Origin of the sequence: Kosakonia radicincitans DSM 16656 (assembly GCF_000280495.2) — a bacterium.
Taxonomy (GTDB): Bacteria; Pseudomonadota; Gammaproteobacteria; order Enterobacterales; family Enterobacteriaceae; genus Kosakonia; species Kosakonia radicincitans.
Window position 1 is genome coordinate 106,124 of sequence record NZ_CP018016.1, and the last position, 26,946, is coordinate 133,069.

The 26,946-nt window shown below is 53.6% G+C and carries 27 protein-coding genes; 9 read left to right on the top strand and 18 right to left on the bottom strand.

What is annotated here, in order from left to right; all coding sequences use genetic code 11:
• The first annotated feature begins 71 nt into the window (after nt 1–71).
• Nucleotides 72–1,025: a polysaccharide deacetylase family protein gene (locus Y71_RS00530; RefSeq protein WP_007369501.1), complete on the top strand. Its 954-nt coding sequence runs from the start codon at nt 72–74 to the stop codon at nt 1,023–1,025.
• 33 nt (nt 1,026–1,058) lie between these two features.
• Here Y71_RS00530 and Y71_RS00535 read toward each other — a convergent pair whose 3' ends face one another.
• Genes Y71_RS00535 through rfaD form a run of 6 tightly spaced genes read right to left on the bottom strand, consistent with a single transcriptional unit; the run spans nt 1,059 to nt 7,246 of the window.
• The gene (locus Y71_RS00535) at nt 1,059–2,267 is read right to left on the bottom strand and encodes an O-antigen ligase family protein (protein ID WP_035886787.1); all 1,209 of its coding nucleotides are present in this window, start codon (nt 2,265–2,267) and stop codon (nt 1,059–1,061) included.
• The gene (locus Y71_RS00540; protein WP_007369503.1) at nt 2,255–3,163 is read right to left on the bottom strand and encodes a glycosyltransferase family 2 protein; all 909 of its coding nucleotides are present in this window, start codon (nt 3,161–3,163) and stop codon (nt 2,255–2,257) included. The genes Y71_RS00535 and Y71_RS00540 overlap by 13 nt, the downstream gene beginning before the upstream one ends.
• A 4-nt stretch (nt 3,164–3,167) precedes the next feature.
• Nucleotides 3,168–4,277: a glycosyltransferase family 9 protein gene (locus tag Y71_RS00545; protein WP_007369504.1), complete on the bottom strand. Its 1,110-nt coding sequence runs from the start codon at nt 4,275–4,277 to the stop codon at nt 3,168–3,170.
• 3 nt (nt 4,278–4,280) lie between these two features.
• Nucleotides 4,281–5,261 (bottom strand): lipopolysaccharide heptosyltransferase RfaC, encoded by a 981-nt coding sequence (gene rfaC, locus Y71_RS00550; RefSeq protein ID WP_007369505.1) that lies wholly within the window; start codon nt 5,259–5,261, stop codon nt 4,281–4,283.
• Nucleotides 5,262–5,264: 3 nt separating this feature from the next.
• Nucleotides 5,265–6,311 carry an ADP-heptose--LPS heptosyltransferase RfaF gene (gene rfaF, locus Y71_RS00555; protein ID WP_007369506.1) on the bottom strand — a complete coding sequence of 349 codons (1,047 nt, stop codon included), beginning with the start codon at nt 6,309–6,311 and terminating at the stop codon, nt 5,265–5,267.
• Between the two features lie 2 nt (nt 6,312–6,313).
• Nucleotides 6,314–7,246 (bottom strand): ADP-glyceromanno-heptose 6-epimerase, encoded by a 933-nt coding sequence (rfaD, locus tag Y71_RS00560; protein ID WP_007369507.1) that lies wholly within the window; start codon nt 7,244–7,246, stop codon nt 6,314–6,316.
• 216 nt (nt 7,247–7,462) lie between these two features.
• Between rfaD and kbl the strand changes: the two genes are divergently transcribed.
• From kbl to Y71_RS00575, 3 genes are all read left to right on the top strand, one after another.
• Complete coding sequence (gene kbl / locus Y71_RS00565; protein ID WP_007369508.1) at nt 7,463–8,659, top strand: glycine C-acetyltransferase; 1,197 nt, start codon at nt 7,463–7,465, stop codon at nt 8,657–8,659.
• 9 nt (nt 8,660–8,668) lie between these two features.
• Nucleotides 8,669–9,694, top strand: coding sequence for an L-threonine 3-dehydrogenase (gene tdh, locus Y71_RS00570; RefSeq protein WP_007369509.1), 1,026 nt, complete (start codon nt 8,669–8,671; stop codon nt 9,692–9,694).
• Between the two features lie 150 nt (nt 9,695–9,844).
• Nucleotides 9,845–10,642, top strand: a complete 798-nt coding sequence (locus Y71_RS00575; protein WP_007369510.1) for a glycosyltransferase family 2 protein — start codon at nt 9,845–9,847, stop codon at nt 10,640–10,642.
• A 64-nt stretch (nt 10,643–10,706) separates the two neighbouring features.
• Here Y71_RS00575 and Y71_RS00580 read toward each other — a convergent pair whose 3' ends face one another.
• The 5 genes from Y71_RS00580 to gpmM all read right to left on the bottom strand — a co-directional run bounded on the left by Y71_RS00580 (nt 10,707) and on the right by gpmM (nt 16,685).
• Nucleotides 10,707–11,621 (bottom strand): hypothetical protein, encoded by a 915-nt coding sequence (locus tag Y71_RS00580; protein ID WP_007369511.1) that lies wholly within the window; start codon nt 11,619–11,621, stop codon nt 10,707–10,709.
• Complete coding sequence (locus tag Y71_RS00585) at nt 11,614–12,843, bottom strand: glycosyltransferase (RefSeq protein ID WP_007369512.1); 1,230 nt, start codon at nt 12,841–12,843, stop codon at nt 11,614–11,616. The genes Y71_RS00580 and Y71_RS00585 overlap by 8 nt, the downstream gene beginning before the upstream one ends.
• Nucleotides 12,844–12,923: 80 nt before the next feature.
• The gene (locus tag Y71_RS00590; protein WP_007369513.1) at nt 12,924–13,862 is read right to left on the bottom strand and encodes a divergent polysaccharide deacetylase family protein; all 939 of its coding nucleotides are present in this window, start codon (nt 13,860–13,862) and stop codon (nt 12,924–12,926) included.
• A 3-nt stretch (nt 13,863–13,865) separates the two neighbouring features.
• On the bottom strand, nt 13,866–15,131 hold the full coding sequence (gene envC / locus Y71_RS00595; protein WP_007369514.1) for a murein hydrolase activator EnvC: 1,266 nt from the start codon (nt 15,129–15,131) through the stop codon (nt 13,866–13,868).
• A gap of 9 nt (nt 15,132–15,140) precedes the next feature.
• The gene (gene gpmM, locus Y71_RS00600) at nt 15,141–16,685 is read right to left on the bottom strand and encodes a 2,3-bisphosphoglycerate-independent phosphoglycerate mutase (RefSeq protein ID WP_007369515.1); all 1,545 of its coding nucleotides are present in this window, start codon (nt 16,683–16,685) and stop codon (nt 15,141–15,143) included.
• Between the two features lie 250 nt (nt 16,686–16,935).
• Here gpmM and Y71_RS00605 point away from each other — a divergent pair, with 250 nt between their 5' ends.
• The 5 genes from Y71_RS00605 to cysE all read left to right on the top strand — a co-directional run bounded on the left by Y71_RS00605 (nt 16,936) and on the right by cysE (nt 20,157).
• A complete protein-coding gene (locus tag Y71_RS00605; protein ID WP_007369516.1) occupies nt 16,936–17,367 on the top strand; it encodes a rhodanese-like domain-containing protein in 432 nt (143 codons plus the stop codon).
• 48 nt (nt 17,368–17,415) lie between these two features.
• A complete protein-coding gene (gene grxC / locus Y71_RS00610) occupies nt 17,416–17,667 on the top strand; it encodes a glutaredoxin 3 (RefSeq protein ID WP_007369517.1) in 252 nt (83 codons plus the stop codon).
• A 39-nt stretch (nt 17,668–17,706) separates the two neighbouring features.
• Nucleotides 17,707–18,174, top strand: coding sequence for a protein-export chaperone SecB (gene secB / locus Y71_RS00615; protein ID WP_007369518.1), 468 nt, complete (start codon nt 17,707–17,709; stop codon nt 18,172–18,174).
• Nucleotides 18,174–19,193: an NAD(P)H-dependent glycerol-3-phosphate dehydrogenase gene (gene gpsA, locus Y71_RS00620; protein ID WP_007369519.1), complete on the top strand. Its 1,020-nt coding sequence runs from the start codon at nt 18,174–18,176 to the stop codon at nt 19,191–19,193. Before secB ends, gpsA begins: the two co-directional genes overlap by 1 nt.
• Nucleotides 19,194–19,335: 142 nt before the next feature.
• Nucleotides 19,336–20,157, top strand: a complete 822-nt coding sequence (cysE, locus tag Y71_RS00625; protein WP_007369520.1) for a serine O-acetyltransferase — start codon at nt 19,336–19,338, stop codon at nt 20,155–20,157.
• Nucleotides 20,158–20,339: 182 nt separating this feature from the next.
• On the opposite strand, the gene trmL is transcribed toward cysE, so the two are convergent.
• The 7 genes from trmL to mtlD all read right to left on the bottom strand — a co-directional run bounded on the left by trmL (nt 20,340) and on the right by mtlD (nt 26,876).
• Entirely contained in the window at nt 20,340–20,813 is a 474-nt protein-coding gene (gene trmL / locus Y71_RS00630) for a tRNA (uridine(34)/cytosine(34)/5-carboxymethylaminomethyluridine(34)-2'-O)-methyltransferase TrmL (RefSeq protein ID WP_007369521.1), read from the bottom strand.
• A gap of 36 nt (nt 20,814–20,849) precedes the next feature.
• Nucleotides 20,850–22,037 carry an FMN-dependent L-lactate dehydrogenase LldD gene (gene lldD / locus Y71_RS00635; protein ID WP_007369522.1) on the bottom strand — a complete coding sequence of 396 codons (1,188 nt, stop codon included), beginning with the start codon at nt 22,035–22,037 and terminating at the stop codon, nt 20,850–20,852.
• Nucleotides 22,034–22,810, bottom strand: coding sequence for a transcriptional regulator LldR (lldR, locus tag Y71_RS00640; protein WP_007369523.1), 777 nt, complete (start codon nt 22,808–22,810; stop codon nt 22,034–22,036). Before lldR ends, lldD begins: the two co-directional genes overlap by 4 nt.
• Nucleotides 22,807–24,462 carry an L-lactate permease gene (lldP, locus tag Y71_RS00645; protein ID WP_007369524.1) on the bottom strand — a complete coding sequence of 552 codons (1,656 nt, stop codon included), beginning with the start codon at nt 24,460–24,462 and terminating at the stop codon, nt 22,807–22,809. The genes lldR and lldP overlap by 4 nt, the downstream gene beginning before the upstream one ends.
• Nucleotides 24,463–24,724: 262 nt before the next feature.
• Entirely contained in the window at nt 24,725–25,087 is a 363-nt protein-coding gene (locus Y71_RS00650) for a YibL family ribosome-associated protein (RefSeq protein WP_007369525.1), read from the bottom strand.
• A 53-nt stretch (nt 25,088–25,140) separates the two neighbouring features.
• Nucleotides 25,141–25,728 carry a mannitol operon repressor MtlR gene (gene mtlR, locus Y71_RS00655; protein WP_090397976.1) on the bottom strand — a complete coding sequence of 196 codons (588 nt, stop codon included), beginning with the start codon at nt 25,726–25,728 and terminating at the stop codon, nt 25,141–25,143.
• Nucleotides 25,728–26,876 (bottom strand): mannitol-1-phosphate 5-dehydrogenase, encoded by a 1,149-nt coding sequence (mtlD, locus tag Y71_RS00660; RefSeq protein WP_007369527.1) that lies wholly within the window; start codon nt 26,874–26,876, stop codon nt 25,728–25,730. Before mtlD ends, mtlR begins: the two co-directional genes overlap by 1 nt.
• Nucleotides 26,877–26,946: the final 70 nt, after the last annotated feature.

Genomic DNA, 26,946 nt, shown 5'->3' on the forward strand with positions numbered 1-26,946 from the left:
TCTCTAAGGGTTTACTCATTGTGATGAGAGTGCGTAACATAGCACTGACCTTTATTTTACCTGGGCTAAATATGGATAAACCGGCGTTTATCATCACGATTGATACAGAGGGTGATAACCTCTGGCAAAATCGCCGCGAGATCAAAACGGAGAACACGCGGTATCTGGCACGTTTTCAATCATTGTGTGAGCGTTTCGGGTTTAAACCTGTCTGGCTAACCAATTATGAAATGGCAACCGATCCAGCGTTTGTTGAGTTCGCGAAAGACGTCATCGCCCGGGGGGAAGGGGAGGTTGGGATGCACCTGCATGCATGGAATAGCCCCCCGGATCATGATTTAACGGGCGATGACTGGCGCTGGCAGCCCTATCTGATTGAGTATCCCTCGGCAGTATTGCGTGAAAAAGTCTGTTTTATGACGCAGTTACTTGAGGATACATTCAGCACCAAAATGTTGAGCCATCGCGCCGGACGCTGGGCGTTCGACAGCCGCTACGCGAAATTGCTTATCGAACTGGGCTACCAGGTAGACTGTTCGGTTACACCTCGTGTTAACTGGCGTAATGCGAAAGGCGCGCCGCAGGGTTCTGGCGGTACGGATTACCAGCATTTCCCGCAGCATGCCTATTTCATTGATGTTGATGATATTTCTAAGCCCGGAACCAGTTCACTGCTTGAGGTTCCGATGAGTATTCAATATAAGCATCCCGCGTGGCTCAACGTGATTAAGCAGAGCTACGATCGGTTGCGCGGTAAATACCGTTCGCCTTCGGTGAACTGGTTACGCCCTTCCGGCGGAAATACAGCACAGATGATTGATGTTGCGCAAAAATGTCTGGCGCAAGGGAATGGATACGTCGAGTTTATGCTGCATTCATCGGAATTTATGCCGGGCGGCAGCCCAACCTTTAAGGATGAGGCCGCGATTGAGGGGCTGTACCGGGATCTTGAAGAGCTGTTTGAGTGGCTGGCTACCAGAACACAGGGTATGACGCTGGCCGGGTTTTATCAGCAGCAGAAATAAAAAATGCCCGATTTATCGGGCATTTTTTTATCGTCACGCTTCCCTTCGCGAAAAGGATGTGGCCAGCGCAAAGATGGCCATAAAGAATAGCACCGCCTCGGAACTCAGAAGTATGACGTCAGTCATTCCGTACAGTAGTAAAAGCAGCACTGTCACCAGCAGCAGTCCGTTATTATTGCGGATGGCGTAAGAAATCACCGAAATAAAGAAGAATAAGAGCAGCAGCAGCCCCGGGATACCCTGAAGCGAATACTTCTCGATAAATTCATTGTGCAAATGAATCCTGATGTATTCAAGTGAGGCCGCAAGATGCGGATGCCCATCGTTGACATAATTTTGCGACCAGATTTCACGGCTCTCGATGGACTGCCCTAATGGGTGTGCAAGGCCGTTTTGTACGCCAATAATCCACATGGAGAAGCGAGCGCCGAGTGAAGTACTATCCTGACCTTTCTGATAATCCTCAATCTCCGATTGCGTTTGTGCTATCTTAGGCTCAATCAGCGGCTTATAGCTTACGAGAAAAATACCTGCCACGATGCAGCAAAAAATCACCATGGATTTAAGATGGAATTTACGGAAATGGTAAAGTGTCAGCACAATGGCCAGAATTAAATACAGCCCCATAGCCGCTCGCGTACCGGTCAGTAGAATAATGAACCAGGAAAGCAAAATAGTGACGCCAGCCAGCACGTAGAGTTTTACACTTTGCTGCAAATAGAGGCTATAAACGAAGGCCAACGAAAGAACGGAATACACATAGGCGGACACGGTCGCGCGATTAATTGCCATCATAACGCGATCCACGCCCTGTGAGGCTTGCCACAGGCCGTAAGCCGTTGCCAGCGTATAACCCGTAGCTGTGGCGATCAGGAAATATTTCTGGAAGTTCTCTTTGGTTACGTAGTACTTAAATCGATCAATATAGAAAACTAACAAGCTTGCCAGCATCAGCTTCTTGCTGGCGCCAAGGTAGTCGCTATATCTGTTAATGCCTTCCGTCTGGTATTCATAAATGAAGTACCACGCCAGATTTAACACGCCGATAAGTAAAATTGGCAGTGCGATACTAAAAGGACGAAGGGAAATTCGTTTGTACTCAAAAAGTAAGCCAATAATACTGGCGTATACGGCAATATAAAAGCATTGTCTCTGCATGCCTGAATTGACAAGGGCAAGTGCCACCGAGGCAAATGCTAAAACAAGTGTTAACAGATAAAGCCGTAATCTTACTTTTTCCATAGTGCCTCAATGACCCTTTTTTTATAGCTGAAACGAACATCGCTGGACAGATAAAATGAAAGCGAATAAAGCTCACTGACGCGCTGCCTGACTATGAGCAACTGTTTATCAGTAAGATATTTCTTATGATTGCTGTAAATATCAAACCAGTGGCAATTAACCAGGTGCCGGAATTTCCGTGGAAAGGTTTTTTCCATCTGTAACGTACACTCAATAAGCGGCGCAATTTTGCTGGCGCTCAGGGTACTGGAGAGGCTGTCGTTACGTTTAATGTAATAATAATATCCCTGGCGCTGATAAAATATTTTTTTAGCCTGCATCAACATCCCGGGAAATACAGCAAAATCTTCGTAACAAATCATTGAAGGAATGGGATTACTGTTATAGAGCTCCCGACGGATAAACTGCCCAATAAGATGCGCCTGAAAATCCTTATGGAGCAGAAAACGTCGCACAGCATCATGTGTTGATAACGGTATCGGATTAAAACCCTGCCACGAGGTGGAAATTTTGCTGGTATCGCGGATCTCAAGCAAACGTGTCAACAGCATATCTGGCTGCTGTGCTTTGAGGAAATTTACTGCATCACGCAGACTATTGGGTTTTAGCTGGTCATCACTATCGAGCATTGTGATGTATTCACCCGAGGCCAGAGAAACGGCACTATTACGAACCTGGCCGACATTGCGGTAGTTTACCTGACGGCTAATAACGTGCGGTAATTTATCCTTCCACGCATCAATAATGGTTTGCGTTGCATCTTCTGAGCTGTCGTTAAAAATAATAATTTCAAGCTCTTGAGCGCAGGTATCGATTGCTGCCAGCAGGCTTTCAAGGGTCTCGGTAAGTGTTTTTTCAGCGTTATGTGCTGCGATGATGACGCTAAGAAAAGCCATAGAATCAGTTACCTTGTGCGTCGCTAACATTTAGTAATGCGCTGGCTTTGGGTAATTCACGAATGAATTGTTCAATCTGATCAAGCGAGGTATCGGTAACGGCAAATAATTCCTCACGATCTTGCGAAAAATAATATTGTGTTTCAAAAACATAAGAGCAAATATTCTTGTCATCACCAATCAAAAGTGTCTTGCCTAAGGGGCGTTGTTCGTAATGGCAACACGGCCCGAATAGCATAACGACCGGAACATTAACCGCATCGGCGATATAAATATTCCCCGAATCCGAAGCGATATAGCAGTCCATTTTGGAAATAGCCCAGGGCAATTCTTCAAGTGAGACTTTACCTATCATATTAACGAAATTGGGGAAGTTGCCGTAGGCTGCGGTAATGTCATCCATCCACGACTGCTCATTCGGCGTTCCAAACACGTAAAACACGCAGGGTAGCGTTGCCAGGCAATCAACAATCCGTTTCCAGATAACCGGCGGAACCGTTTTGGCTTTGTTACCTGCGGAAATACTGATACCGATACGAATGACGCCGGGTTTATCGAGGATCTCCGGATAGACGGCAGGCCTGAAGAGCGGTTTTGTCGCGTGCTTGGGAGACATCTCCCAGGACAGTGAACGGTCAGCCAGCTGCAGATAATTGGTTACGGACAACGTCTTTTTTCCATGATCGACGATACCATCTGCCGTTGCATAGAAGACCCCGTGATACCACTTGCGCGCGTAAGTACTGAGAAACTGCTTATTACTGGCATTACAAACAGCGGCAAAGAACAGGTTTGCGCTATTCGGTTGCAGCAGATAAACATTGTCGTAGCGGTTCATGATATGACAGGCGAAACTGAGTTTTTGCCACAGATTGCGTTTGCGCTGCTCAATAAAAAAAGCCGTTTCAATGGTCTCATCATGCTGTGCCAGCATGCTGACGCTTCGGCTCATCAGTACGTCACTTTTCTGCAGGTACGCCAGTAAGGGTGTCACGTTAATAAAATCGCCGATTTTAGCCGTTTGAATGACCAGATTGCGCCCGGTTTTCTTACGGAATAACTTGCGGATGATTTTCACCGGCAGTAATAAAATCAGCAGAAAAATATAACTCATTGATTAGGCATCTCTGTCGCGCAGTGGCTGGTGGTTCTGAAGAAACGTGAAAATCTCATCCGCTGTTATATCTCCCATCCGCCCGGTTGGGCTTACCACCTGATGCTGATTTTTGCCGTATCCGCCAATTAGCCCCGGATCGGTTGGGCCAAACAGCGTGATATTGGGGCGATCGAGCGCAGCCGTTAAATGGCTCAGCCCCGTATCGACGGAAACGACAGTCTGCGCGCCGGCAAGTTGTGCCGCAACCTGCGCCAGCGAAAGTTTAGGCAAAACTTCAACATGATCAAAGCCCGCAGCCATGCGTTCCGCTCGTTGGCGTTCATGTTCCGCACCCCATGGGAGTTTAATATGGATGCCGGTTGGTTGCATTAATTCGAGCAGTTCACGCCAGCGGCTTTCCGGCCAGTGTTTATCATCGCGGGTGGTGGCGTGCAAAAAGATGGCGTACGGCGGATGCGCCGTATCGGCAACGGCAAAATGGCGCGCAATCGCATAATCGCCCTGGGTTTGCGGTTTCGCGTAACCGAGGCTTTTTGCAAACAGCTCGCGGATACGTTCCACCGCATGTTGCTGTTTTGTGATGTGGTGGCGACGATTGTAAAACAGGCTTGCCAGCGGCTCGCGGGCGCTGCTCCAGTCCAGCCCGTGTTTTACTCCGCACGCCAGCCGGGTAACCAGCGCGGCGCTTTTCACCAGGCCCTGCGCATCAATAATGGCATCGTAACGTTCGGCCTGCACGGCTTCGCGGAAGGCTTTGCGCTCTGCCACAATGGGCGCGGAAAACCAGGCTTTACGCCAGCGGCGGATTGCCACCGGAATAACGCGATCAACGGCGGCATGCCAGGAGGGGATCTGGGCAAATCCCTCTTCGACCACCCAGTCAAAGCGGACCCCAGCAATCGCCTGCATGGCATCTGTCAGCGCGGGCAAGGTATGCAGCACATCGCCCATTGAGGAGGTTTTCACGATCAATACCCGCATCGGTTATCCTTCCGCATCCAGCAGCAATGCATTTAACTCTTCCAGTACGCGTTGCGGCGTAATATCGATCAGGCTCTGGTGATAGCCTTCGGCAGCATCGCCTTTACGCACTTTGTGATAGCCGGAAATCAAACGGATGACGCGCGCTTTATGCGACAGCGGCGGGGTAAAATCCGGGCTGCTTGGGCCGTACAGCGCCACCAGCGGACGGTTGAGCGCGGCGGCGACGTGCATCAAACCGGAGTCGTTGGAGACGACCGCTTTGCAGGCGGCGATCAACACCACGGCTTGTTCCAGCTGGGTTTTCCCGGCCAGATTGCGGCACCAGGCTTGTTGCTCGACATTCAGCGCGGCGAGGATCTCGTTGCCCGCTTCATGGTCTTTCGCGGAACCGAACAGCACCACCTGATAACCTTCGTCAATCAACTGCTTTGCCAGTTCCGCATAGTGATAGTGCGGCCAGCGCTTGGCCGGGCCGAACTCCGCGCCGGGGCAGAAGCCAATCATCGGGCGTTCTGCTGAGATGGCAAATGCGGCGCAGGCTTGTGTTTTTTCCCCGTCATTGACCTGCAACTGTGGCCACAGTAGCGGCTGCGGCAGATCTTTCGCCGAGGCCATGACGCCTTTGTCATAGGCCAGCGCTACGTAGCGTTCGACCATCAGCGGCCAGGCTTGCTTATCCAGTACCCGCGCATCGTTCAGCAGCCCATAACGCATCTCGCCGCGCCAGCCGGTACGATGAGGGATTCTGGCAAAGAAGGGGACCAGCGCCGATTTAAAGGAGTTTGGCAGGACGTATGCCCGGTCATAGCGTTTTTCCCGCAGGCTATGGCCCAGCTTGCGGCGCTCGCCAATTTCCAGCGCGCCGTGGCCCAATGGCATCGGGATCGCTTCGTTGACTTCCGGCATGCGTGATAAAAGAGGACGGCACCACGCGGGTGCCATCACATCGATTATCGCTTGGGGAAAGCGCGCTTTGAGCGTGCGATAGAGACTTTGCGACATCATCATGTCGCCCACCCATGACGGGCCAATGACCAAAATTTTCATACTTACGCGTCGCGGTTCAGCCAGGCCATATACTCGGTGACGCCTTCGGCAACGGTTTTAAATGGCTTGTCATAGCCCGCTTTGCGCAGGTTAGTAAGATCCGCCTGGGTAAACGCCTGGTAGCGACCTTTCAGTTTCTCGGGGAACGGAATGTACTCAATAGAACCTTTCTTATGGTAAGCCAGCGTCGCATCTGCAACCGCCTGGAAAGATTCTGCGCGGCCAGTGCCGAGGTTATAAATACCGGAAACGCCGTTTTCCCAGAACCACAGATTCACGGCGGCCACATCGCCAACGTAGACGAAGTCGCGCTTAAAGTTATCGCTACCTTCGAACAGTTTCGGGCTTTCACCGTTGTTCAGTTGGGTATTGAGATGGAAAGCCACGCTTGCCATGCTGCCTTTGTGGCCTTCACGCGGACCATAAACGTTGAAATAGCGGAAACCGACAACCGGTGAATTCGCTTCCGGCAGAATGCTGCGCACATATTCGTCAAACAGCATTTTTGAGTAGCCGTAAACGTTCAGCGGTTTTTCATACTCGCGGGATTCAATGAAGTCGGAAGTTCGACCGCCGTACGTGGCTGCGGAAGAGGCATACAGGAAGGGGATTTCACGTTCCAGGCAGTAATGCAGCAGCTCTTTAGAGTACTGATAGTTGTTATCCATCATGTACTTGCCGTCCCACTCTGTCGTGGAGGAGCACGCACCTTCGTGGAATACCGCGTCAATGTCGCCGAACTCTTCCCCGGCCATAATCTGGATCAGGAAGTCTTCTTTATCCATGTAGTCGGCGATGTGCAGGTCAACCAGATTGACAAACTTGGTGCCGTCTTTCAGGTTGTCCACCACCAGAATATCAGTGATGCCTTTATCATTCAGGGCTTTAACAATGTTACTGCCGATAAAACCCGCGCCGCCGGTAACGATGATCATAACTGTACCTTTGAAAAGTGGAGCGTTGAGACAATCTCAGACACTAATAATTCTTATCATACCATCACATTGTCGCCCCTTCAGCCATTCCCCCAGAGAAGGGCTTAGCGATGCGTGATTTATGCTACAAATTACATAATGGGTGATGCGTCATCTCGTATCACTGCATAGCTTTCGGTAAGATGTGCCGAAATTTGCCCAGTCTGGAGAATTGCGATGCGTGGGGATTTTTATCAACAGTTAACGAATGACCTGGAAACCGCCCGGGCGGAAGGGTTGTTTAAAGAAGAACGCATTATCACGTCGGCTCAACAGGCTGATATCACCGTGGCGAATGGTAGCCACGTCATTAACTTCTGCGCCAATAACTACCTCGGTCTGGCCAACCATCCCGAACTGATTGCCGCCGCGAAAGCGGGAATGGACAGCCATGGTTTCGGCATGGCGTCGGTACGCTTTATTTGCGGTACTCAGGACAGCCACAAAGTGCTGGAGCAGAAGCTGGCCGAGTTTCTCGGCATGGAAGATTCCATTCTCTACTCTTCCTGCTTCGACGCCAACGGCGGGCTGTTTGAAACGCTGCTCGGCGCGGAAGATGCCATTATTTCCGATGCGCTGAACCACGCATCGATCATCGACGGTGTGCGTTTGTGTAAAGCGAAGCGCTATCGCTATGCCAATAACGATATGCAGGAGCTGGAAGCTCGTCTGAAAGAGGCGCGTGAAGCGGGCGCTCGCCACGTGCTGATTGCCACCGATGGCGTGTTCTCAATGGACGGCGTGATCGCGAATCTGAAAGGCGTTTGCGATCTGGCAGATAAATATGACGCGCTGGTGATGGTGGATGACTCTCACGCAGTTGGTTTTGTTGGCGCGAACGGTCGCGGTACGCACGAGTACTGTGATGTCATGGGGCGCGTGGACATCATCACCGGTACGCTCGGCAAAGCGCTGGGCGGCGCATCCGGCGGTTACACTGCCGCGCGCAAAGAGGTGGTGGAGTGGCTGCGTCAGCGTTCCCGCCCTTATCTGTTCTCCAACTCGCTGGCACCGGCGATTGTTGCTGCCTCCATTAAAGTGCTGGAGATGCTGGCATCCGGCGCGGAGTTGCGTGACCGTCTGTGGGCCAATGCTCGCCTGTTCCGCGAAAAAATGACCGCTGCAGGCTTTACGCTGGCGGGTGCCGATCACGCCATTATCCCGGTGATGTTGGGCGATGCTGTCGTGGCGCAAAACTTTGCCCGCGAGCTGCAAAAAGAGGGCATTTACGTCACCGGTTTCTTCTACCCGGTGGTGCCAAAAGGCCAGGCGCGTATCCGCACGCAGATGTCTGCGGCGCACAGCACTGGGCAAATTGAACGTGCGGTGGCGGCGTTTATCCGCATTGGTAAACAACTGGGTGTGATTGCCTGAGGGCCTGACATGAAAGCGTTATCCAAACTGAAAGCGGAAGAAGGCCTCTGGATGACCGACGTCCCGGAACCGGAAGTCGGCCATAACGATCTGCTGATTAAAATTCGTAAAACCGCGATTTGCGGCACCGACGTGCATATTTACAACTGGGATGACTGGTCGAAAAAAACCATTCCCGTGCCGATGGTGGTTGGCCACGAATATGTCGGCGAAGTGGTGGGGATCGGTCAGGAAGTGAAAGGCTTCAAGATTGGCGATCGCGTCTCCGGTGAAGGTCATATTACCTGCGGCCACTGCCGTAACTGCCGCGCCGGGCGTACGCATCTGTGCCGCAACACCATTGGCGTCGGCGTAAATCGTCCGGGTTGTTTTGCCGAGTATCTGGTGATCCCGGCGTTTAACGCGTTTAAAATTCCGGACAATATCTCTGACGATCTGGCCTCTATTTTTGATCCGTTTGGCAACGCCGTGCATACCGCGCTCTCTTTCGATCTGGTGGGGGAAGATGTGCTGGTCTCCGGCGCCGGTCCGATTGGCATCATGGCGGCGGCCGTGGCGAAGCATGTCGGCGCCCGCCATGTGGTGATCACCGATGTGAATGAGTATCGCCTGGAACTGGCTCGCAAAATGGGCGTTACCCGCGCCGTGAACGTAGCCAAAGAGAGCCTGGCCGATGTGATGGCAGAGCTGGGCATGACCGAAGGGTTCGATGTGGGCCTCGAGATGTCCGGCGCGCCACCGGCATTCCGTACGATGCTCGATACCATGAACCACGGCGGGCGCATCGCAATGCTCGGTATTCCGCCTTCGGATATGTCGATCGACTGGAACAAAGTCATCTTCAAAGGACTGTTTATCAAAGGGATTTACGGCCGTGAAATGTTTGAGACCTGGTACAAGATGGCGGCGTTGATTCAGTCTGGTCTGGATCTTTCACCGATTATCACTCACCGTTTCGGCGTTGACGACTTCCAACAGGGCTTCGATGCCATGCGCTCGGGTCAATCCGGCAAGGTGATTCTGAGCTGGGAATAAATAAAAAAGACGCCTGCGGGCGTCTTTTTTTACAACAAAGTTCACCTCCTGACGTGCAATTCTGTGTAACCGCAACATTTCACCTGGTCGATAATGCTAACTCGGCTACGCTGTTGATGATTGGTTTAACTTTCATTGCGGGTGAGCGATATGTTCAAAATATCGGTCTGTTTGCTGACATTTAATTCGGCGCGCCTGTTACGGGAAGTCTTGCCGCCGCTCATTATCATTGCAGATGATTTCGTTGTTGTGGATTCCGGTAGTACGGATGCAACGCTGGAAATATGCCGGGAATACGGAATAGATGTTCATCACCGTCCCTTCGATATACACGGACAGCAAATGAACTATGCCATTAGTATTGCCGCTCACGACTGGGTTCTGTGCATGGACAGCGATGAAATACTCGATGAGCAGGTCGTTAACTATATCCTTAAATTAAAAGCGGGTGAGGAACCCACGCCTGAGCGGGCGTGGCAACTGCCCCGTTACTGGTATGTGTTGGGAAAAGAAGTGCGTACGCTCTATCCCATTTCTTCACCGGATTTTCCGGTACGTTTATTTAACCGCCAGCGTGCACGCTTTAACGATCGTCCGGTTGACGATCAGGTCATCGGAGAGATGACCTGCGAAAAAATACCAGGCCGGGTACGTCATGATACGTTTCATACACTGCACGAGATGTTTAATAAGCTAAATAGCTACACCTCGCGGTTGGTTAAATATCGTGATATTCGGCCTTCTGTTTTGCGGGGAATTATTAGCGCTATCGGGGCTTTTTTTAAATGGTATCTGTTTAGCGGCGCATGGCGTGAAGGGAAAGTGGGCGCTGCCACCGGGCTGTATGCCACGCTCTACAGCTTTATGAAATATTTCAAAGCCTGGTATGCCCACAAGGAAGAGAAATTCTCTGCAACGACGGAAGATCATGAGAAAAGAACAACTTAAGGCAGCCACTCCGCCCAGAGCCGTGAAGCACATTTCAACAATAAAAGGGGCCGCGGCCCCTTTGTCATTTCTGTAACTTCTCTTGATCGGTCAGGTAGCGCACTTTACGCGTATAGTCCTGACCTTTGAAAAGCAATTTATTATCTGTCGAGTCGAGATATTTTTGCCATTCGGAGAGCGGAAAACCACCATGGGCGCCAATAACCTCTTTGGGAATAACCGCTTCCTGACCGCCGATTTTCTTGGAAACCGGCCAGTTCATCCAGTCACCCAAATTAATCGTCTTTAGGTCCAGCAAATCCAGTAACGCTGCGAGCGGCAGCTGATCGGTTGGCGGCTGGCTATCGTCCATCAGTTCCCAGGTATCCTGGAACAACGTCAGCCAAAGCGGACAAATACGCCGCCAGGTTTTTTTTGTTGCCGCAAGAAAAGCGCCGTTAACGTGATCCACTAAATACGGGCGCACGGTCTCTTTATAGTAGGCAGGAACCTTTTCTGTGGGCGCGCCGTCCAGCTTGGCAATCATTTTTCCCTGCCGGAAGCTGGAATATATATGCATATCCGTCATACGGATTTCAGGCATTTTGAGTAAATTCAGATCGGAATCGATCATCAAAATACCTTCTCCTTTGGCCTGCAAAGGCGCATTCAGCTTAATCAGGCGGCTCAGGTAAATTTGTTTGTAGCGATAGTGCTCTTCACGTTTCGGCAGATCGAGCGTCACGACGCGCGTTTTAGCGGGCAACTGACCAAATGCGGATGCCGGCTGATCGCTGACAATGACAATTTCCGTTATCTCTTGCGCATAACGTTCGGCAAAGGTTGCCGATAACAGCGCTTCCTCAATGTAATCCGCGCCTGTACAGGGAATGACGACGGAATCCACCGCAACACGTTTCTCATTCGGAGAAAGCGTCGCATAAGGAATATTGTGGCGGCCGGTAATATGGCGGTATCGGGAGTTGAGAAATTTAAACATGACGCTCTCGTTCTGAAGAAGGGGTTTCTAGCACGGCTTCAACACCAGCCACGTAATGCTCAATGGCGTAATGATGGCATACGTTTTCGTAGGCTCTGGTGACCAGCTGTGAGCGCAGCGTTTCGCTTGCCCATACCTGCTCCAGATGTGATGAAAGCAGGGCGATATCACTCCACGGAAACAATAATCCTGTTACCTGATCTTCGATAAGCTCGGCCGTACCAGTCACGGCGGATCCAATAACGGGGATTTTTAACAGCATGGCTTCCAGAACAACGCGCGGTAGACCTTCGCTTTGCGATGCCAGAATAAAGGCATCGAAAGTGGAAAGGTAGTCAAAAGGCTGGTTCTGAAAACCGGTAAACACGATCCGTTCCGCAATCCCCAGTGATTTTGCCTGATTAAGCAACGCACCGCGTTCCACGCCTTCGCCAACAATGATCATCTTCCATTTAGCCTGCGGGTTGCGCTGGCTAAATGCGCTTAATGCGCTGAGAGTATGATGGTTCGCTTTGCGCGGGATCAGCGAGCCGATACTGCCAAAAATAAACGTTTCATCATCCAGCCCCAACTGTTGGCGCATTGCGCGGCGGTCCGGCATTTTCTGATGGATATCAATCGCGTTATTTACCGTCGTACAGAGCTCCGGCTTAACGCCATGCTGAAGCAAAACGCGTTCAACGCCGTGGGATACGGCAATGATCTGCGTGGCATAGCGGTTCACCAGTGCCACCAAAGGTTCATTCAGCACTGGCTCGATACGGCAGTGTTGAATCAGGCGCACTGGCAGCCTCGCCGCGGCAAGGTAGCCTTCTTCGTTGGAGCCCGGCTGGTTGTTCATGTACAGCGTATCGTAGCCGCCTTGTTTCAATAAGCTCTCAATACTGTGGACATTCGGCTGGATACGCCACAGCCGATCGATATAACGGGTATAAGATTTACGTGCAGTTCTGGAAAAAAAGAGTAACCCGCGGCCCGTTTCTTTGGCGAGTTTTGCCCACCAGGGCTGCCTGCGTTGCGGGATGACAATAAGCGGAATGCCGATGCTGTGTAAAACCTGCTCGATAGTTTGTCCCTGGGCGCGGTTGTAATTATTGTAAAAACAGCACGTAATATCGAACTTCTGGCGATCGATACGCTTCAGAAGTTCGAGCATGCTGTTTGTACCACCACCCCACTCTTTACCCGTATCAAGCAGGAGAATCTTATGTCGTTGCGGCATTTCTTAACCTTTTGGCTTGCACAATAGTGATGCTTAAAACACAGGCACCGTGTGCTGAATCTCAGTTAACCGGCGCGAAATTATTGTTTTTGACCCCAGCCGCGCCACTGGTTTTGCATATAGTGAACCAACGAACTGTCGCTAATGCTTTCACCCACCACGCTAAAGAAGCGGCTGGCATAAACCGGCTGCGGTTTTTGCTTCGTTTTACACTGTTTAACACCGCGGAACGGGTTACGTGGTGGCGGAGTGATGCCGCCGGGCGCTGTGGTATTTGGTGTTGAGGTATCGATCTGCGGCTCATTCAGCAGGCTGCTCGGGCGCACCAGCGTGATATCCGCAGGCAGGCTGGACAGCGCCTGTTGCAGGACGCGGACGGTCGCCGGATGCGGATGACCGATAGCAATGGCGGAACCGTTGCGGCGAGCCAGCTCAACGGCGCGGTTAAACTGACGACGAATATCGCCTTCGTTTTGCGTATCGTCGAGAAACACTTTGCGTTTCAACACCTTCACGCCGGTTCCCGTCGCTGCGCGCATCGCCTGGCTGTTGCCAATGGTCATGCTGTCGAGAAAGTAGAGGTTATAGCGCTCCAGCGCCTGCATCACTTTCTGCATGCCGAACAGGCTCGACGTCATGGCGCTGCCCATGTGGTTATTCAGCCCCACGGCGTAGGGCACTTTGCTGACGGCATCGCTGATAATACGTTCAATCTCCGCGCTGCTCATTTCCGGACGCAGCGTGTCTTTTTCCAGCGGTTGTTTGCTGAGCGGCGCCATCGGCAGGTGAATCAGCACTTCATGGCCGCTGTTATGGGCTTTGGTCGCCATTTCCCGCGCATGTGTGGCGTTGGGCAATACCGCAACGGAAATCGCCTGTGGCATCGCCAGCACCTGATTTTCAGTCTGAGGACGATAACCAAAGTCATCGATAACGATAGCCAGTTTTCCAGCGAGAACCGGCGCAGAAAAAACCAGCGCAACGGCGAGAGAAAGCGCAAGATGACGAAACTGAAGCAAAACTTATCTTCCCAACCACGGCTGTGGATTGACCGCCTGACCCTGACGGCGAATTTCGAAATAGAGTGAAGGCCGGCCCTGACCGCCACTGCTGCCTACGAGGGCTATCGGTTGGCCTGCGCGCACCTGCGTGCCGACGCTGACCAGCGCGCTCTGGTTATAACCGTAGAGGCTCATGTCGCCTTTACCGTGCTCAACCACGACCACCAGGCCGTAACCCTGTAGCCAGTCGGCCAGGATCACACGTCCATCGGCGATCGCTTTAACTTCGCTGCCTTCAGACGCACCGATAACAATCCCTTTCCACCGTAGCTCACCCTGCAACTGTTCGCCATAACGATGCAACAACGGACCGCGAACCGGCCAGATTGCCTGGCCCGATGGCGAGCCTAACCCGCCGGTACGGGACATCAGCGAGCGTTCGCTTTCGGTGGGTTTGTAGGTGGTGCCTTTGCTGCTGGCTTCTTTCTGGCGATCGCGCACGGCCTGCGCTTCACGCGCTTCACGATCGGCGCGCGCTTTGGCTGCCGCTTCCGCACGGGCTAAGCGGTCACGCAAGCGGGATTCGTTGGCGCGCATCTCGCTGAGCTGCTGTTGTCCTTCCTGGATAGAGGATTCCAGCCCGGAAAGGGTTTTCTGCCGCTCATTACGGGCTTGTTCAAGCTTGGCCTGCTGCGCTTTTTGCTCGTAAAGCAGGGTTTGTTGCTGGCTCTGTTTCTCTTCCAGCTCGGTTTTCTGCGTCGCCACTTCTTCACGCGTTTGCTTCAACTGGGCGATCGTTTCCTGGCGTGCCTTGTTGAGATAGCCGAAGTAAGCCTGTAAACGCTGGCCGCGCTGGCTCTCTTCACCGCTTAAAAGCAACTGAATGCCCGTGTGCGGCCCCTGGCGGAACGCGGCATCAAGTTGCGCTGCGAGATTGCGTTCCTGCGCCGCGCGCTGGCGTTCCAGTTTGGCGATCGAGGCATTCATCTCATCGATTTGGCGGTTGAGTTGCGCAAGTGTGTTCTGGGTTTCCCGCAACTGGCGGGCGGCGGCGGAAATAGCCTGTTCCTGCGCTTTAAGCTGGGCAAGAAGGCCGGAGCGTTGCTGTTGTTGCTGGCGTACCGCGCGCTCTTTCTCGGCGATATCGGCCTGAATGGATTTGAGCTGGTCGCGGTCATCCGCATGGGCGGAAACGGCGCACAGCAATGCGCCAGCGCTGAGTGCGCTGGCGCAGAGAAGGGGCCGGAACCTGCCCCATGTAATTGAAAAAATCGCCTTTCCCCTCATGGGGAGCGATTATTCCACGATGAACAGCGGCTTACCAGTCATCTCTTGCGGGATTTCCATGCCCATCAGCGTCAGCATGGTCGGTGCGATATCGGAAAGTTTTCCGCCTGCAACAGCCTTCACTGGCTTATCGCCAACGTAGATCAGCGGCACCGGCAGGTTGGTGTGCGCGGTATGCGCCTGGCCGGTTGCCGGGTCGCGCATCTGTTCTGCGTTACCGTGATCGGCGGTGATCAGCAATTGACCGCCCACAGCTTCGACCGCTTTGGTCACTTCCGCCACACAGTGATCCAGCGCTTCAACCGCGGCAACTGCTGCATCGAATACGCCGGTATGACCAACCATATCACCGTTCGGGTAGTTACAGATGATGGTGTCGTATTTGCCGCTGGCGATCGCCGCAACCAGTTTTTCGGTCAGCTCGGCGGAGCTCATCTCCGGCTGCAAATCGTAAGTCGCCACTTTTGGCGAGTTGATCAGAATACGGTCTTCGCCCGGGAACGGCTCTTCAACACCGCCGTTAAAGAAGAAGGTCACATGCGCATATTTTTCTGTTTCAGAGATGCGCAACTGCGTTTTGTTGTGCTTCGCCATCCACTCGCCAAGCGTGTTAGCGAGAGAGGCTGGTGGGTAAGCCACGGCAGTTTTGATGTCTGCGGCATATTCCGTCAGCATCACGAAATCCACATTAACCACTTTCTTACGTGCGAAGCCGTCGAAATCCGCGTTGACGAAAGCGCGGGTAATCTCACGCGCGCGGTCAGCACGGAAGTTCATGAAAATCAGCGCATCGCCATCCTGCATCGCGGCATCAGCCTGACCCGCAGCACGGATCACGGTCGCTTTGACGAATTCATCGTTTTCATCGCGGGCGTAAGCCGCTTGCAGGCCAGCCACCGCGCTGTCGACAGTAAACTCGCCTTTCGCTTGCGTCATCAGATCATATGCCTGCTCTACGCGATCCCAGCGGTTGTCGCGATCCATGGCGTAGTAACGGCCGATGATTGAAGCGACGCGGCCTTTGCCCAGCGCGGCAAACTTGTCTTCGAATTTTTTCAGTGAAGATTCCGCGCTGCGCGGCGGCGTATCGCGACCGTCGAGGAACGCATGCAGGTAGATTTTGTCAGCGCCGCGCTCTGCGGCCAGTTCTACCATCGCCATAATATGGTCTTCGTGGCTGTGCACGCCGCCTGCGGAAAGCAGGCCCATAATGTGCACGGCTTTACCGGCTGCTACGGCTTTATCCACCGCGCCGCTCAGCACCGGGTTGCTGAAGAAGGTACGTTCTTTAATTTCAACGTCCAGACGGGTCAGATCCTGATAAACAATGCGACCCGCGCCGAGGTTGACGTGGCCGACTTCGGAGTTCCCCATCTGGCGATCCGGCAGACCGACTTCAAGGCCTGACGCATCAATCAGGGTGTGCGGACGTTTTGCCCACAGCTGGTCCATTACCGGGGTCTTTGCGTTGAAAATAGCGTTATCCTGCTGGTCTTCGCGGTAGCCGTAGCCATCAAGAATCACCAGTACCATAGGTTTTTTAGAAACCGACATTGCGACACCCTCTTGCTCAGAAGACAAAAAAAATTTTGCGTAATTTTACTACAGCTGAATCGATAAAATAGCCGCAGAAGATCAAAGAAAGCGGCTGCCTGTGGGGCTGATTTACGGGTGTTTCTTTCTTTTTTTCGTAACACTCCGCAGAAAATGCATTCCATCGCGCTCGCTGGCTGTATTTGCCACACTGCGCAGGTATACTCCTTTCCTGGTTTTTTAATCACTAAGTCGGGAGCTGTTACCCCAGATGCAAGAAATTATGCAATTTATTAGCCGCAACCCCATACTGTGTATCGCCTGGATTGCGTTATTCGGGGCTGTATTATTCACTACTTTCAAAGGCCTGGCGTCGAAAGTAAAAGTGATTTCTCGCGGCGAAGCCACACGCCTGATCAACAAAGAAGAGGCTGTCGTTGTGGATTTGCGTCAGCGTGATGATTTCCGAAAAGGGCACATTGCAGGCTCAGTTAATTTGCTGCCAAACGAGATCAAAGCCAATAATGTAGGTGAGCTTGAGAAACACAAAAGTGCGCCAATTATCGTTGTTGACGGTAGTGGCATGCAGGCGCAGGCGCCGGCAAATGAGCTGGTGAAAGCGGGCTTCGAGAAAGTCTTTGTGCTGAAAGATGGCATCTCTGGCTGGATCGGTGAGAATCTGCCACTGGTTCGCGGTAAATAATTGCTCCGGCGAGCTGCGGCTCGCAGGGGACATCAGGAGACTAAAGTCATGGCCAATATTGAGATCTACACGAAAGCAACCTGCCCGTTCTGCCATCGCGCAAAAGCGCTGCTGAGCAGCAAAGGCGTCGCTTTTGCTGAGCTGCCTATCGATGGCGACATGGTAAAACGTGAAGAGATGATTCAACGTAGTGGCCGTACAACGGTTCCGCAGATTTTTATTGATGCACAGCACATTGGCGGCTGTGACGATTTATATGCGCTGGATGCGCGTGGCGGGCTGGATCCGCTTTTACGTTAATGCTTTTAAAGCACTACAACACTTAAGGGTTATTCACTCATGTCTGAACAAAACAACACCGAAATGACTTTCCAGATTCAGCGTATTTATACGAAAGATATCTCTTTCGAAGCGCCGAATGCACCGCACGTCTTCCAGAAAGAGTGGCAGCCGGAAGTGAAACTGGATCTCGACACAGCCTCCACGCAGCTGGCTGAAGGCGTTTATGAAGTCGTATTGCGCGTTACTGTCACGGCTTCTCTTGGTGAAGAAACCGGCTTCCTGTGCGAAGTGCAGCAGGGCGGTATCTTCTCTATCGACGGTATCGAAGGAACGCAGATGGCGCATTGCCTGGGTGCATACTGCCCGAACATTCTGTTCCCGTATGCCCGTGAATGCATCACCAGCCTGGTATCCCGCGGTACATTCCCGCAACTGAACCTTGCGCCGGTTAACTTTGATGCGCTGTTCATGAACTACCTGCAACAGCAGACTGGCGAAGGTGCTGAACAACATCAGGATGCCTGATGAACGCACTTAATGCTGCAATGACTGTGATCGGTGCCGGCTCTTACGGCACCGCTCTTGCTATCACGCTGGCAAGAAATGGCCACCAGGTTGTGCTGTGGGGTCATGACCCGAAACATATCGCGACCCTGCAACACGATCGTTGCAATGCCGCATTTCTTCCCGATGTGCCTTTTCCTGATTCGCTGCAATTAGAAAGCGACCTTGCGCGTGCGCTGGCCGCCAGCCGCAATATTCTGGTGGTCGTACCCAGCCATGTGTTTGGCGATGTGCTGTCACAGATAAAGCCGCTGATGCGCGATGATGCACGCATTGTGTGGGCAACGAAAGGTCTGGAAGCGGAAACCGGACGACTGCTACAGGACGTGGCGCGTGAAGTTTTAGGTTCGGCGATCCCGCTGGCGGTAATCTCCGGTCCGACATTTGCCAAAGAACTGGCGGCAGGTTTGCCGACGGCTATCTCGCTGGCTTCTACCGATCCGCAATTTTCTGAAGATCTTCAGCAACTTCTCCACTGCGGCAAAAGCTTCCGTGTTTACAGCAACCCGGATTTCATCGGCGTGCAGCTTGGCGGCGCGGTGAAAAACGTGATTGCGATCGGCGCGGGAATGTCTGATGGCATTGGTTTTGGCGCGAATGCTCGTACGGCGCTGATTACTCGCGGTCTGACGGAAATGTCGCGTCTTGGCGCGGCGCTGGGGGCCGATCCGTCCACCTTTATGGGCATGGCGGGTTTAGGCGATCTGGTGCTGACCTGTACCGACAACCAGTCGCGCAACCGTCGCTTCGGCATGATGCTTGGCCAGGGAATGGATGTGCAAAGCGCACAGGACAAAATTGGCCAGGTGGTGGAAGGTTATCGCAATACCAAAGAAGTTCGCGCTCTGGCGCACCGGTTTGGCGTTGAAATGCCAATAACCGAGGAAATTTATCAGGTATTGTATTGCGGAAAGAATGCACGCGAGGCAGCATTGACACTATTGGGTCGTGCTCGCAAAGACGAACGCAGCAATCACTAAATACACTTCTTCTTGTTGCCTCTTTGTTGGCTAAGCCTGTGTCCCCGGTGGCTTGTATAAGTACCAGGGCGCACGGGCTTACTGCTTTGACGCATCCTGAATACTTTTGTTTATTGAAACGCAGATATTCCTGGAGTAAGCAATGCCGTGTGAAGAACTGGATCTGGTCTGGAATAATATCAAAGCCGAAGCCCGGGCGCTGGCGGAGTGTGAGCCGATGCTTGCCAGTTTTTATCATGCAACGCTACTCAAGCACGAGAATCTGGGCAGCGCCCTGAGTTATATGCTGGCGAACAAACTGGCTTCGCCGATTATGCCGGCGATTGCCATCCGTGAAGTGGTGGAAGAAGCCTACGCTGCCGACCCGGAAATGATCGCCTCCGCCGCCTGCGATATTCAGGCCGTGCGCACGCGCGACCCGGCGGTGGATAAATACTCCACGCCGCTGCTCTATCTGAAAGGTTTTCACGCCTTACAGGCCTATCGCATTGGTCATTGGCTGTGGTCACAGGGCCGTCAGGCGCTGGCAATTTTCCTGCAAAATCAGGTGTCGGTGAGCTTCCAGGTGGATATTCACCCGGCGGCGAAAATCGGTCGTGGCATTATGCTCGATCACGCCACCGGTATTGTGGTTGGTGAAACCGCCGTCATTGAAGACGACGTCTCGATTCTCCAGTCGGTTACTCTCGGCGGTACCGGGAAAACCAGCGGCGATCGCCATCCGAAGATCCGCGAAGGGGTGATGATTGGTGCCGGAGCGAAAATTCTCGGTAATATTGAAGTCGGACGCGGCGCGAAAATCGGTGCCGGTTCGGTGGTGCTACAACCCGTGCCGCCGCACACCACTGCGGCCGGGGTTCCGGCGCGCATCGTGGGCAAACCCGAAAGCGATAAACCGTCGATGGATATGGATCAGCATTTTAATGGGATCAACCACGGGTTCGAGTACGGCGACGGCATCTAATTTTCCGGCTATTTTGCTCGCCTGAACCAGGGCAGTGCTCAAAATCCTCACGTACATTGTGTACGCTCCGATTTTTCCGCGCTGTCCGTGTTCTGTCTGCCCTCGCCAATAACGCCAGAAAAATTGACGCGTTAACACCAACTTCCAGGTCGGATAAGGCATTGCCGCTATCCGACAATCCGTTAACTCCGCAGCACCGCGCCGGGATAGCCCAGCTGGCGCCAGGCTTCATACACCACCACGGATACGGCATTTGACAGGTTCATGCTGCGGCTGTCCGGCATCATCGGAATACGGATTTTTTGCTGTGGCGGCAGCGCATCAAGGATCGTGGCGGGCAGGCCGCGCGTTTCCGGGCCAAACATCAGATAATCCCCGTCCTGAAAACTGACCGCGCTGTGTGCAGGGGTACCTTTAGTGGTGAGCGCAAACAGGCGCTGCGGCTGCTGAGCTTCGACAAACGCAGCGTAATCCGCGTGGCGCTTCACGGCAGCGAACTCATGATAATCCAGCCCCGCGCGGCGCAGACGTTTATCGTCCCAGGTAAAACCCATCGGTTCGATAATGTGCAGGCTGAAACCGGTATTGGCGCACAGGCGAATAATGTTCCCGGTATTGGGTGGGATTTCTGGTTCAAATAATACGATGTTTAACATACTGCCCCCTTAATAGCGGGGGCAGGATAGCACTCTCTAAGCCGCATCGCCATGCGTCAGCGGTGCCAGCGCGGCGGGTAGCTGGTGGAGCGTTTGTACCAGCGATTCTTTGCTGATTTCGCGAATCGATTTCGCGCCGGTCAGCGTCATTGCCACTTTCATTTCTTTCTCGATCAGATCCAGCAAGTTCGCCACGCCCTTGCGGCCATGCGTTGCCAGCGCATACAGATACGCGCGGCCCAGCAGCACGGAATCGGCACCGAGCGCAATCATACGCACCACATCAAGACCGTTGCGAATACCGCTGTCAGCCAGAATGGTGATATCGCCTTTTACCGCATCGGCAATCGCTGGTAATGCACGGGCGGAAGAGAGCACGCCATCCAGCTGGCGGCCACCGTGGTTGGAAACCACAATGCCATCAGCGCCGAAACGCACCGCATCGCGGGCATCTTCCGGATCGAGGATCCCTTTGATCACCATCGGGCCGTCCCAGAATTCGCGGATCCACTCCAGGTCTTTCCAGGAAATGGAGGGATCGAAATTCTTCGCCAGCCAGCCAATATAGTCTTCCAGCCCGGTCGGTTTGCCGAGATAGGCGGAAATATTGCCCAAATCATGCGGACGGCCATTTACCCCCACATCCCACGCCCATTGTGGATGCAATACCGATTGCACATAACGGCGCAGGGCGGCATTGGGGCCGCTCATTCCGGAATGGGCATCGCGGTAGCGCGCGCCCGGCGTCGGCATATCCACGGTGAAGACCAGCGTCGAGCAGCCTGCGGCTTTTGCCCGCTCCAGCGCGTTACGCATAAAACCGCGATCGCGCAGCACATAGAGCTGGAACCACATCGGGCGTTTGATGGTTGGTGCCACTTCTTCAATCGGGCACACCGAAACGGTGGAGAGTGTGAATGGAATGCCTTTCGCATCGGCAGCGCCTGCGGCCTGCACTTCGCCACGACGGGCATACATACCGCACAGCCCGACCGGTCCCAGCGCCACCGGCATACTGAGCTTCTCATTGAATAGCGTGGTGTCGAGGCTGAGCGTGGACATATCCTTCAACACCCGCTGGCGCAGCGCCACCTGTGACAAATCTTCCACGTTGCGGCGCAGGGTATATTCGGCATATGCGCCACCGTCGATATAGTGAAACAGGAACGGCGGCAAAATGCGTTTTGCCGCTGCGCGATAGTCGCTGGCTGCGGAAATAATCATGCTTTTTTCTCCCTTGAATGCGAATTCTGCTCGTCGGGCAGGCGGGTGATGCGCGCCTGGCGGGCCTGATCTTCATCAAATTGTCGAATAGTGGTATGCACAAAACCGAGGTGCGCCATCATCGCCTGACGCGCGCCATCAGCATCGCCCGCGAAAATGGCGTCCATCACCGCGCGGTGCTGTTCGGTCAGACGGGCAAAAACGGGCGGCACGAGATACATGCGCTGGCGGCTCTGTTTTACCGAGGATTGCAGCAGGTCGAAGAAGCCGCGCATCGTTTGCAGCAGCACCACATTATGCGAGGCTTCTGCAATGGCGAGATGGAAACGCACATCTGCCTGCGACGCGAGATCGGGGTCATCCGACTGCGAGGCGTCAAAGCACAGGGCAATCTTCTCTTTATCCGCTTCGGTGGCGCGCATGGCAGCATGCCATGCGGTGCTGGCTTCAATGGCGTGACGGGCTTCGAGGATATCAAAGCTGTAATCGGGGTCATCGCTGAGCAGCGTTTTCAGCGGCTGAACAATATTCTGTTCTGACCAGGTTTCGTGCTGCCAACGTACAAAAGTACCGCCGCCGCGACGGCTCAGCAGCACGCCTTCGCTGACCAGTTTCGCAAGGGCTTCACGCAACGAATTGCGCGAAACCCCAAGCTGTACGGACAGCTGGCGTTCGGCGGGCAGTTTCATGCCCGCTTCCAGTTGTTGTTCAGCAATCAGCGCCCGAACGCGGTCTGCAACCTCGTCAGCCAGGCGTCGGGGTAAAACCGTCATGGGATCATCCAGGTCAGTACATAAGCCTGAAGTGTGGTGATCACACCCACCATGCAGGTGAAAATCAGACTGTGTTTAACGGTAAAGCGGAACAGGTCTGACTCTTTGCCAACCAGTCCGACCGCCGCACAAGCAATGGCGATCGACTGCGGCGAGATCATTTTGCCGGTGACGCCGCCGGTGGTGTTGGCTGCGACCATCAGCACATCCGAGACGCCGATCTGCTGAGCGGCGGTCGCTTGCAGCGCGGCAAACAGCGCATTCGACGACGTGTCGGAACCGGTGAGAAATACCCCCAGCCAGCCGAGGAATGGCGAGAAGAAGGTGAAGGCGCTGCCGGTATGTGCCAGCGCGAGTGCCAGCGTCGACGACAGCCCGGAATAGTTCGAGATAAAGGCGAAGGCCAGTACCATACCGATTGAGTAAATCGGCAGCGCCAGATCTTTCAGCGTACTGACAAAGGTGCTGACCGCCTCTTTTGGTTTCATGCGCAGCCAGACAATTGACAGGATCGCCGCGAACAGAATGGCGGTGCCGGTGGCAGAGAACCAGTCGAATTTATACACCGCGGCATACGGCGTGGCGGCACTGACAACCGGCGGCATGCGGGCAACCAGCTTGTCGAGATGCGGCACGGAAATATTGAATACCCAGTCATACAGCGCGCCGCCTGGTGCAAACAGCGCTTTGAACGGCGGTACGCTCCACAGCGTGACGGTTGCTGTCAGGAACAGGAACGGCGACCAGGCGCGCAGAACCTGCCCGGCACTGTAGTGCGTGCGTTTTAAATCGAGATCAACCTGCGCCGCACCCATATCGCCAAAGCGGAAGATGCGCACCGGCCGCCAGCGTTTCAGGAACAGCGTCAGGCACACCAGCGAAACCAGCGACGAAATGATATCCGGCAGTTCCGGGCCGATAAAGTTGGAGCTCAGATATTGGGCAACAGCAAACGAGCCGCCCGCTACCAGCACCGCAGGCCAGGTCTCTTTCACGCCGCGCCAGCCATCCATAATCGCCATGATCCAGAACAGCACGATAATGGTCAGGAACGGCAACTGGCGGCCTACCATCTGGCCAATCTCAAAGCTCTCCAGCCCGGTGACCTGGCCTGCGACCAGAATCGGAATACCCATCGCGCCAAACGCCACGGGCGCAGTATTCACAATCAGGCATAAACCGGCGGCATACAGTGGATTAAAGCCCAGCCCGACCAGCAATGCGGCGGTGATTGCCACCGGCGCGCCGAACCCGGCCGCCCCTTCGAGAAACGCGCCAAACGAGAAGCCAACAATTAACATTTGCAGGCGCTGGTCGGGCGTAATCGAGAGGATTGATGAGCGGATAATGTCGAACTGCCCGGTTTTCACCGAGATCTTGTAGACAAATACTGCCGCCACGATGATCCACGCAATCGGCCACAGGCCATAGAAGAAGCCGTAAACCACCGAGGCAAGGGCGTGATCCACGGGCATATGGTAAAACAGCAGCGCCACCGCAAGGGCGATGGCGACCGTCCAGCTCGCGGCCACATAGCCTTTGAGCTTGAGTTTTATCAGAGCAAAAAAGAAAAACAGGATCGGTAGCGATGCGATCAGACTTGATAGCCAGAGGTTCCCGGCCGGGTCGTAATTCTGTTGCCAGAGGCTCATGCAGGTGTCTCCCGAGAACCACAACAAAGCCGGTACGCGGTAAGTCTGTGCTTAACGCTGCGTCACAAGTTTTGTAAAAGTGGTCCTGCCAATGCGATGGTGTAGGGTTGGTGATAACGAATGGTTATCCAAATGTTGCATTTGGGCAATGGCTATGTGACGGGATTTGATGGAACTGTGAAGCAGGGAGAGAATCAAAGTGGAATTGGTAGGGCCAATTCAGATCGCCCCCGCGCTCAGCACGCGACAAGGGCGATACCAATTAGAATTCGCTTTTGGCAAAGCCAGTCATCACGTCGAGACCCATTTCGCGGCCCAGCGCCGTCATCGGGTGCACAACCACCAGCCCACGAACGCTTTTTTTCAGCTTACCGAGATCGGCCTGCTCTTTTTTGCTGATGGCGCGGCTGAACGGCATTTTCAGTAGCTTTTGCGCTTCTTTGCTCAGCTTCTGATTGTGCTGCTCGCGCAGGCGGGCAATTTCCGTCTCCAGCGTGGATTTCTCTTTTTCCAGTTCGGCGTATTTTTCTGCCGCATCGACTAAAGAGAGGTCAGCCTGCTGGTGGTGAATTGCATCGAGGCGGTCGCTCAGGCGCTTGATTTCGTTCTTTTCAACGTCTTTCATGGTGCTCAGTTTTGTTGGGGGAAAATGCAAGGATACAACATTTGCGGCGGCGCTTACTTATGGAATGCCTTTTTTAAGCTGATGCGGGAGATGAGCTCAGTCAATGAAAGCACCATGGTGGAGCGCACCACTTGCTGGTAGCGCTGCTTCTGCATGGCGAACAGATCGGCATCGCTGGTATCAAATTGTGGGGTTGGCGGCAGGGCGGCCACGCAATGCAGTTCGCCGAACGGACCGAGAATTTCATCGTCGGTAAATGCGTATTCCGTACCGTCGTGATTCAGCTCTTCACGCAGCGCCATCAGGAGCTCCGCGTCTTCATACTCCGCACGGGAAATCACGCCCAGGCCGTAAATCAGCTTCAGCCGTACGGATAAATTGCCCAGCGGTCCATCTCCGTCAAGCAGCGGCTCTACAGCATATTTCACCGCGTAGTCATCTTTGCGAAATACCTGCAACACCAGAATATTGATGGCTTCATTGAGCAGTTCAACGGCAGCAATCAAAAAGCTTCGTACGGTTTTGCCCGCATTCAGACGCTCGAGTACACGGTTTTCGAAAGCCTGCGTTTGTTCCATTATTGCCTGCATATCTGACAATTTCGTTAACTGGCGCGGGGATTCCCGCGCCAAAACCGGCATCATGCCTTTGCGTTATATGCGTCGATGGCTTCGGTAACGACCGGGCTGTTAGCATCCAGGCCAGAAATTTGCGCCAGCGCAGCCTGCGGGCCTTTCTCTTCGATAAGCTGGGCCAGCTCTTGCGCCTGCGGATCCTGCTCGCTGCGGTAGTGCATTGCAGCGGCGATACCTTTCACCAGGTTTGCGTGCGGCAGGTTGTACTCCAGCGTACCGAGCAGCGGTTTAATCAGACGGTCGCCGGCGCTCAGTTTACGCAGCGGCTGACGGCCAACGCGTTCCACATCGTCTTTCAGCCACGGGTTTTCAAAACGACCGAGGATTTTCTGAATGTACGCAGCGTGCTTTTCGGGATCGAAGCCATAACGCTTGATCAGTACCGCGCCGCTCTCTTCCATTGCGCCTTTCACTACGGCGCGGATAGCGTCGTCGAGGATGGCATCGCGAATGGTCTGATGGCCGGTCTGTTTTCCAAGGTACGCGGTTATAGCATGCCCGGTATTCAGCGTGAAGAGCTTGCGCTCAACAAATGCCATCAGGTTATCGGTTAACTCCATGCCAGGAATGGCTGGCAGCGCGCCTTTGAACTGGGTTTTATCAACAATCCACTCGCTGAAGGTTTCCACTGTCACTTCCAGCGGATCGTTGGTGGCGGATTCCGCTGGCGGAACGATGCGGTCAACGGCCGAGTCGACAAAGCCGACATGCTCTTCCACCCACGCTTTATCGGCATCGGCCAGTGCGGCGATCACATGGCCTTTCAGTTGGGTGGTGCCGCGTACCATGTTTTCACAGGCAATGATATTCAGCGGCGTGTTGATGCCCTGCGCTTTGCGCTTCGCCAGACCTTTGGCAATCGCCGGGGCGATACGCTCCAGAACAACCGGTCCCACGGCAGTGGTAACCAGGTCGACGTGCGCTATCAGGTCAATCACTTCATCACCGATGCTGCTGACAGCGTTGACGCCGGAAACGGTATCAATCTGCTGTTTTTCTCCCACAACGTGAACCTGATAGCTATGACGGGCATTCAGGGCGTCGAGCACCACCTGATTCACATCGGCGAATGTCAGTTCAATCCCCGCGTCGGCAAGCAGTTTGCCGATGAAGCCACGTCCGATATTACCTGCGCCAAAATGTAATGCTTTCATAGAATTAACCTTCATAAATGTTTTACCCGAGAGGGCCTGGGTGAAGGAACATATACCGTTCTCCTCACCC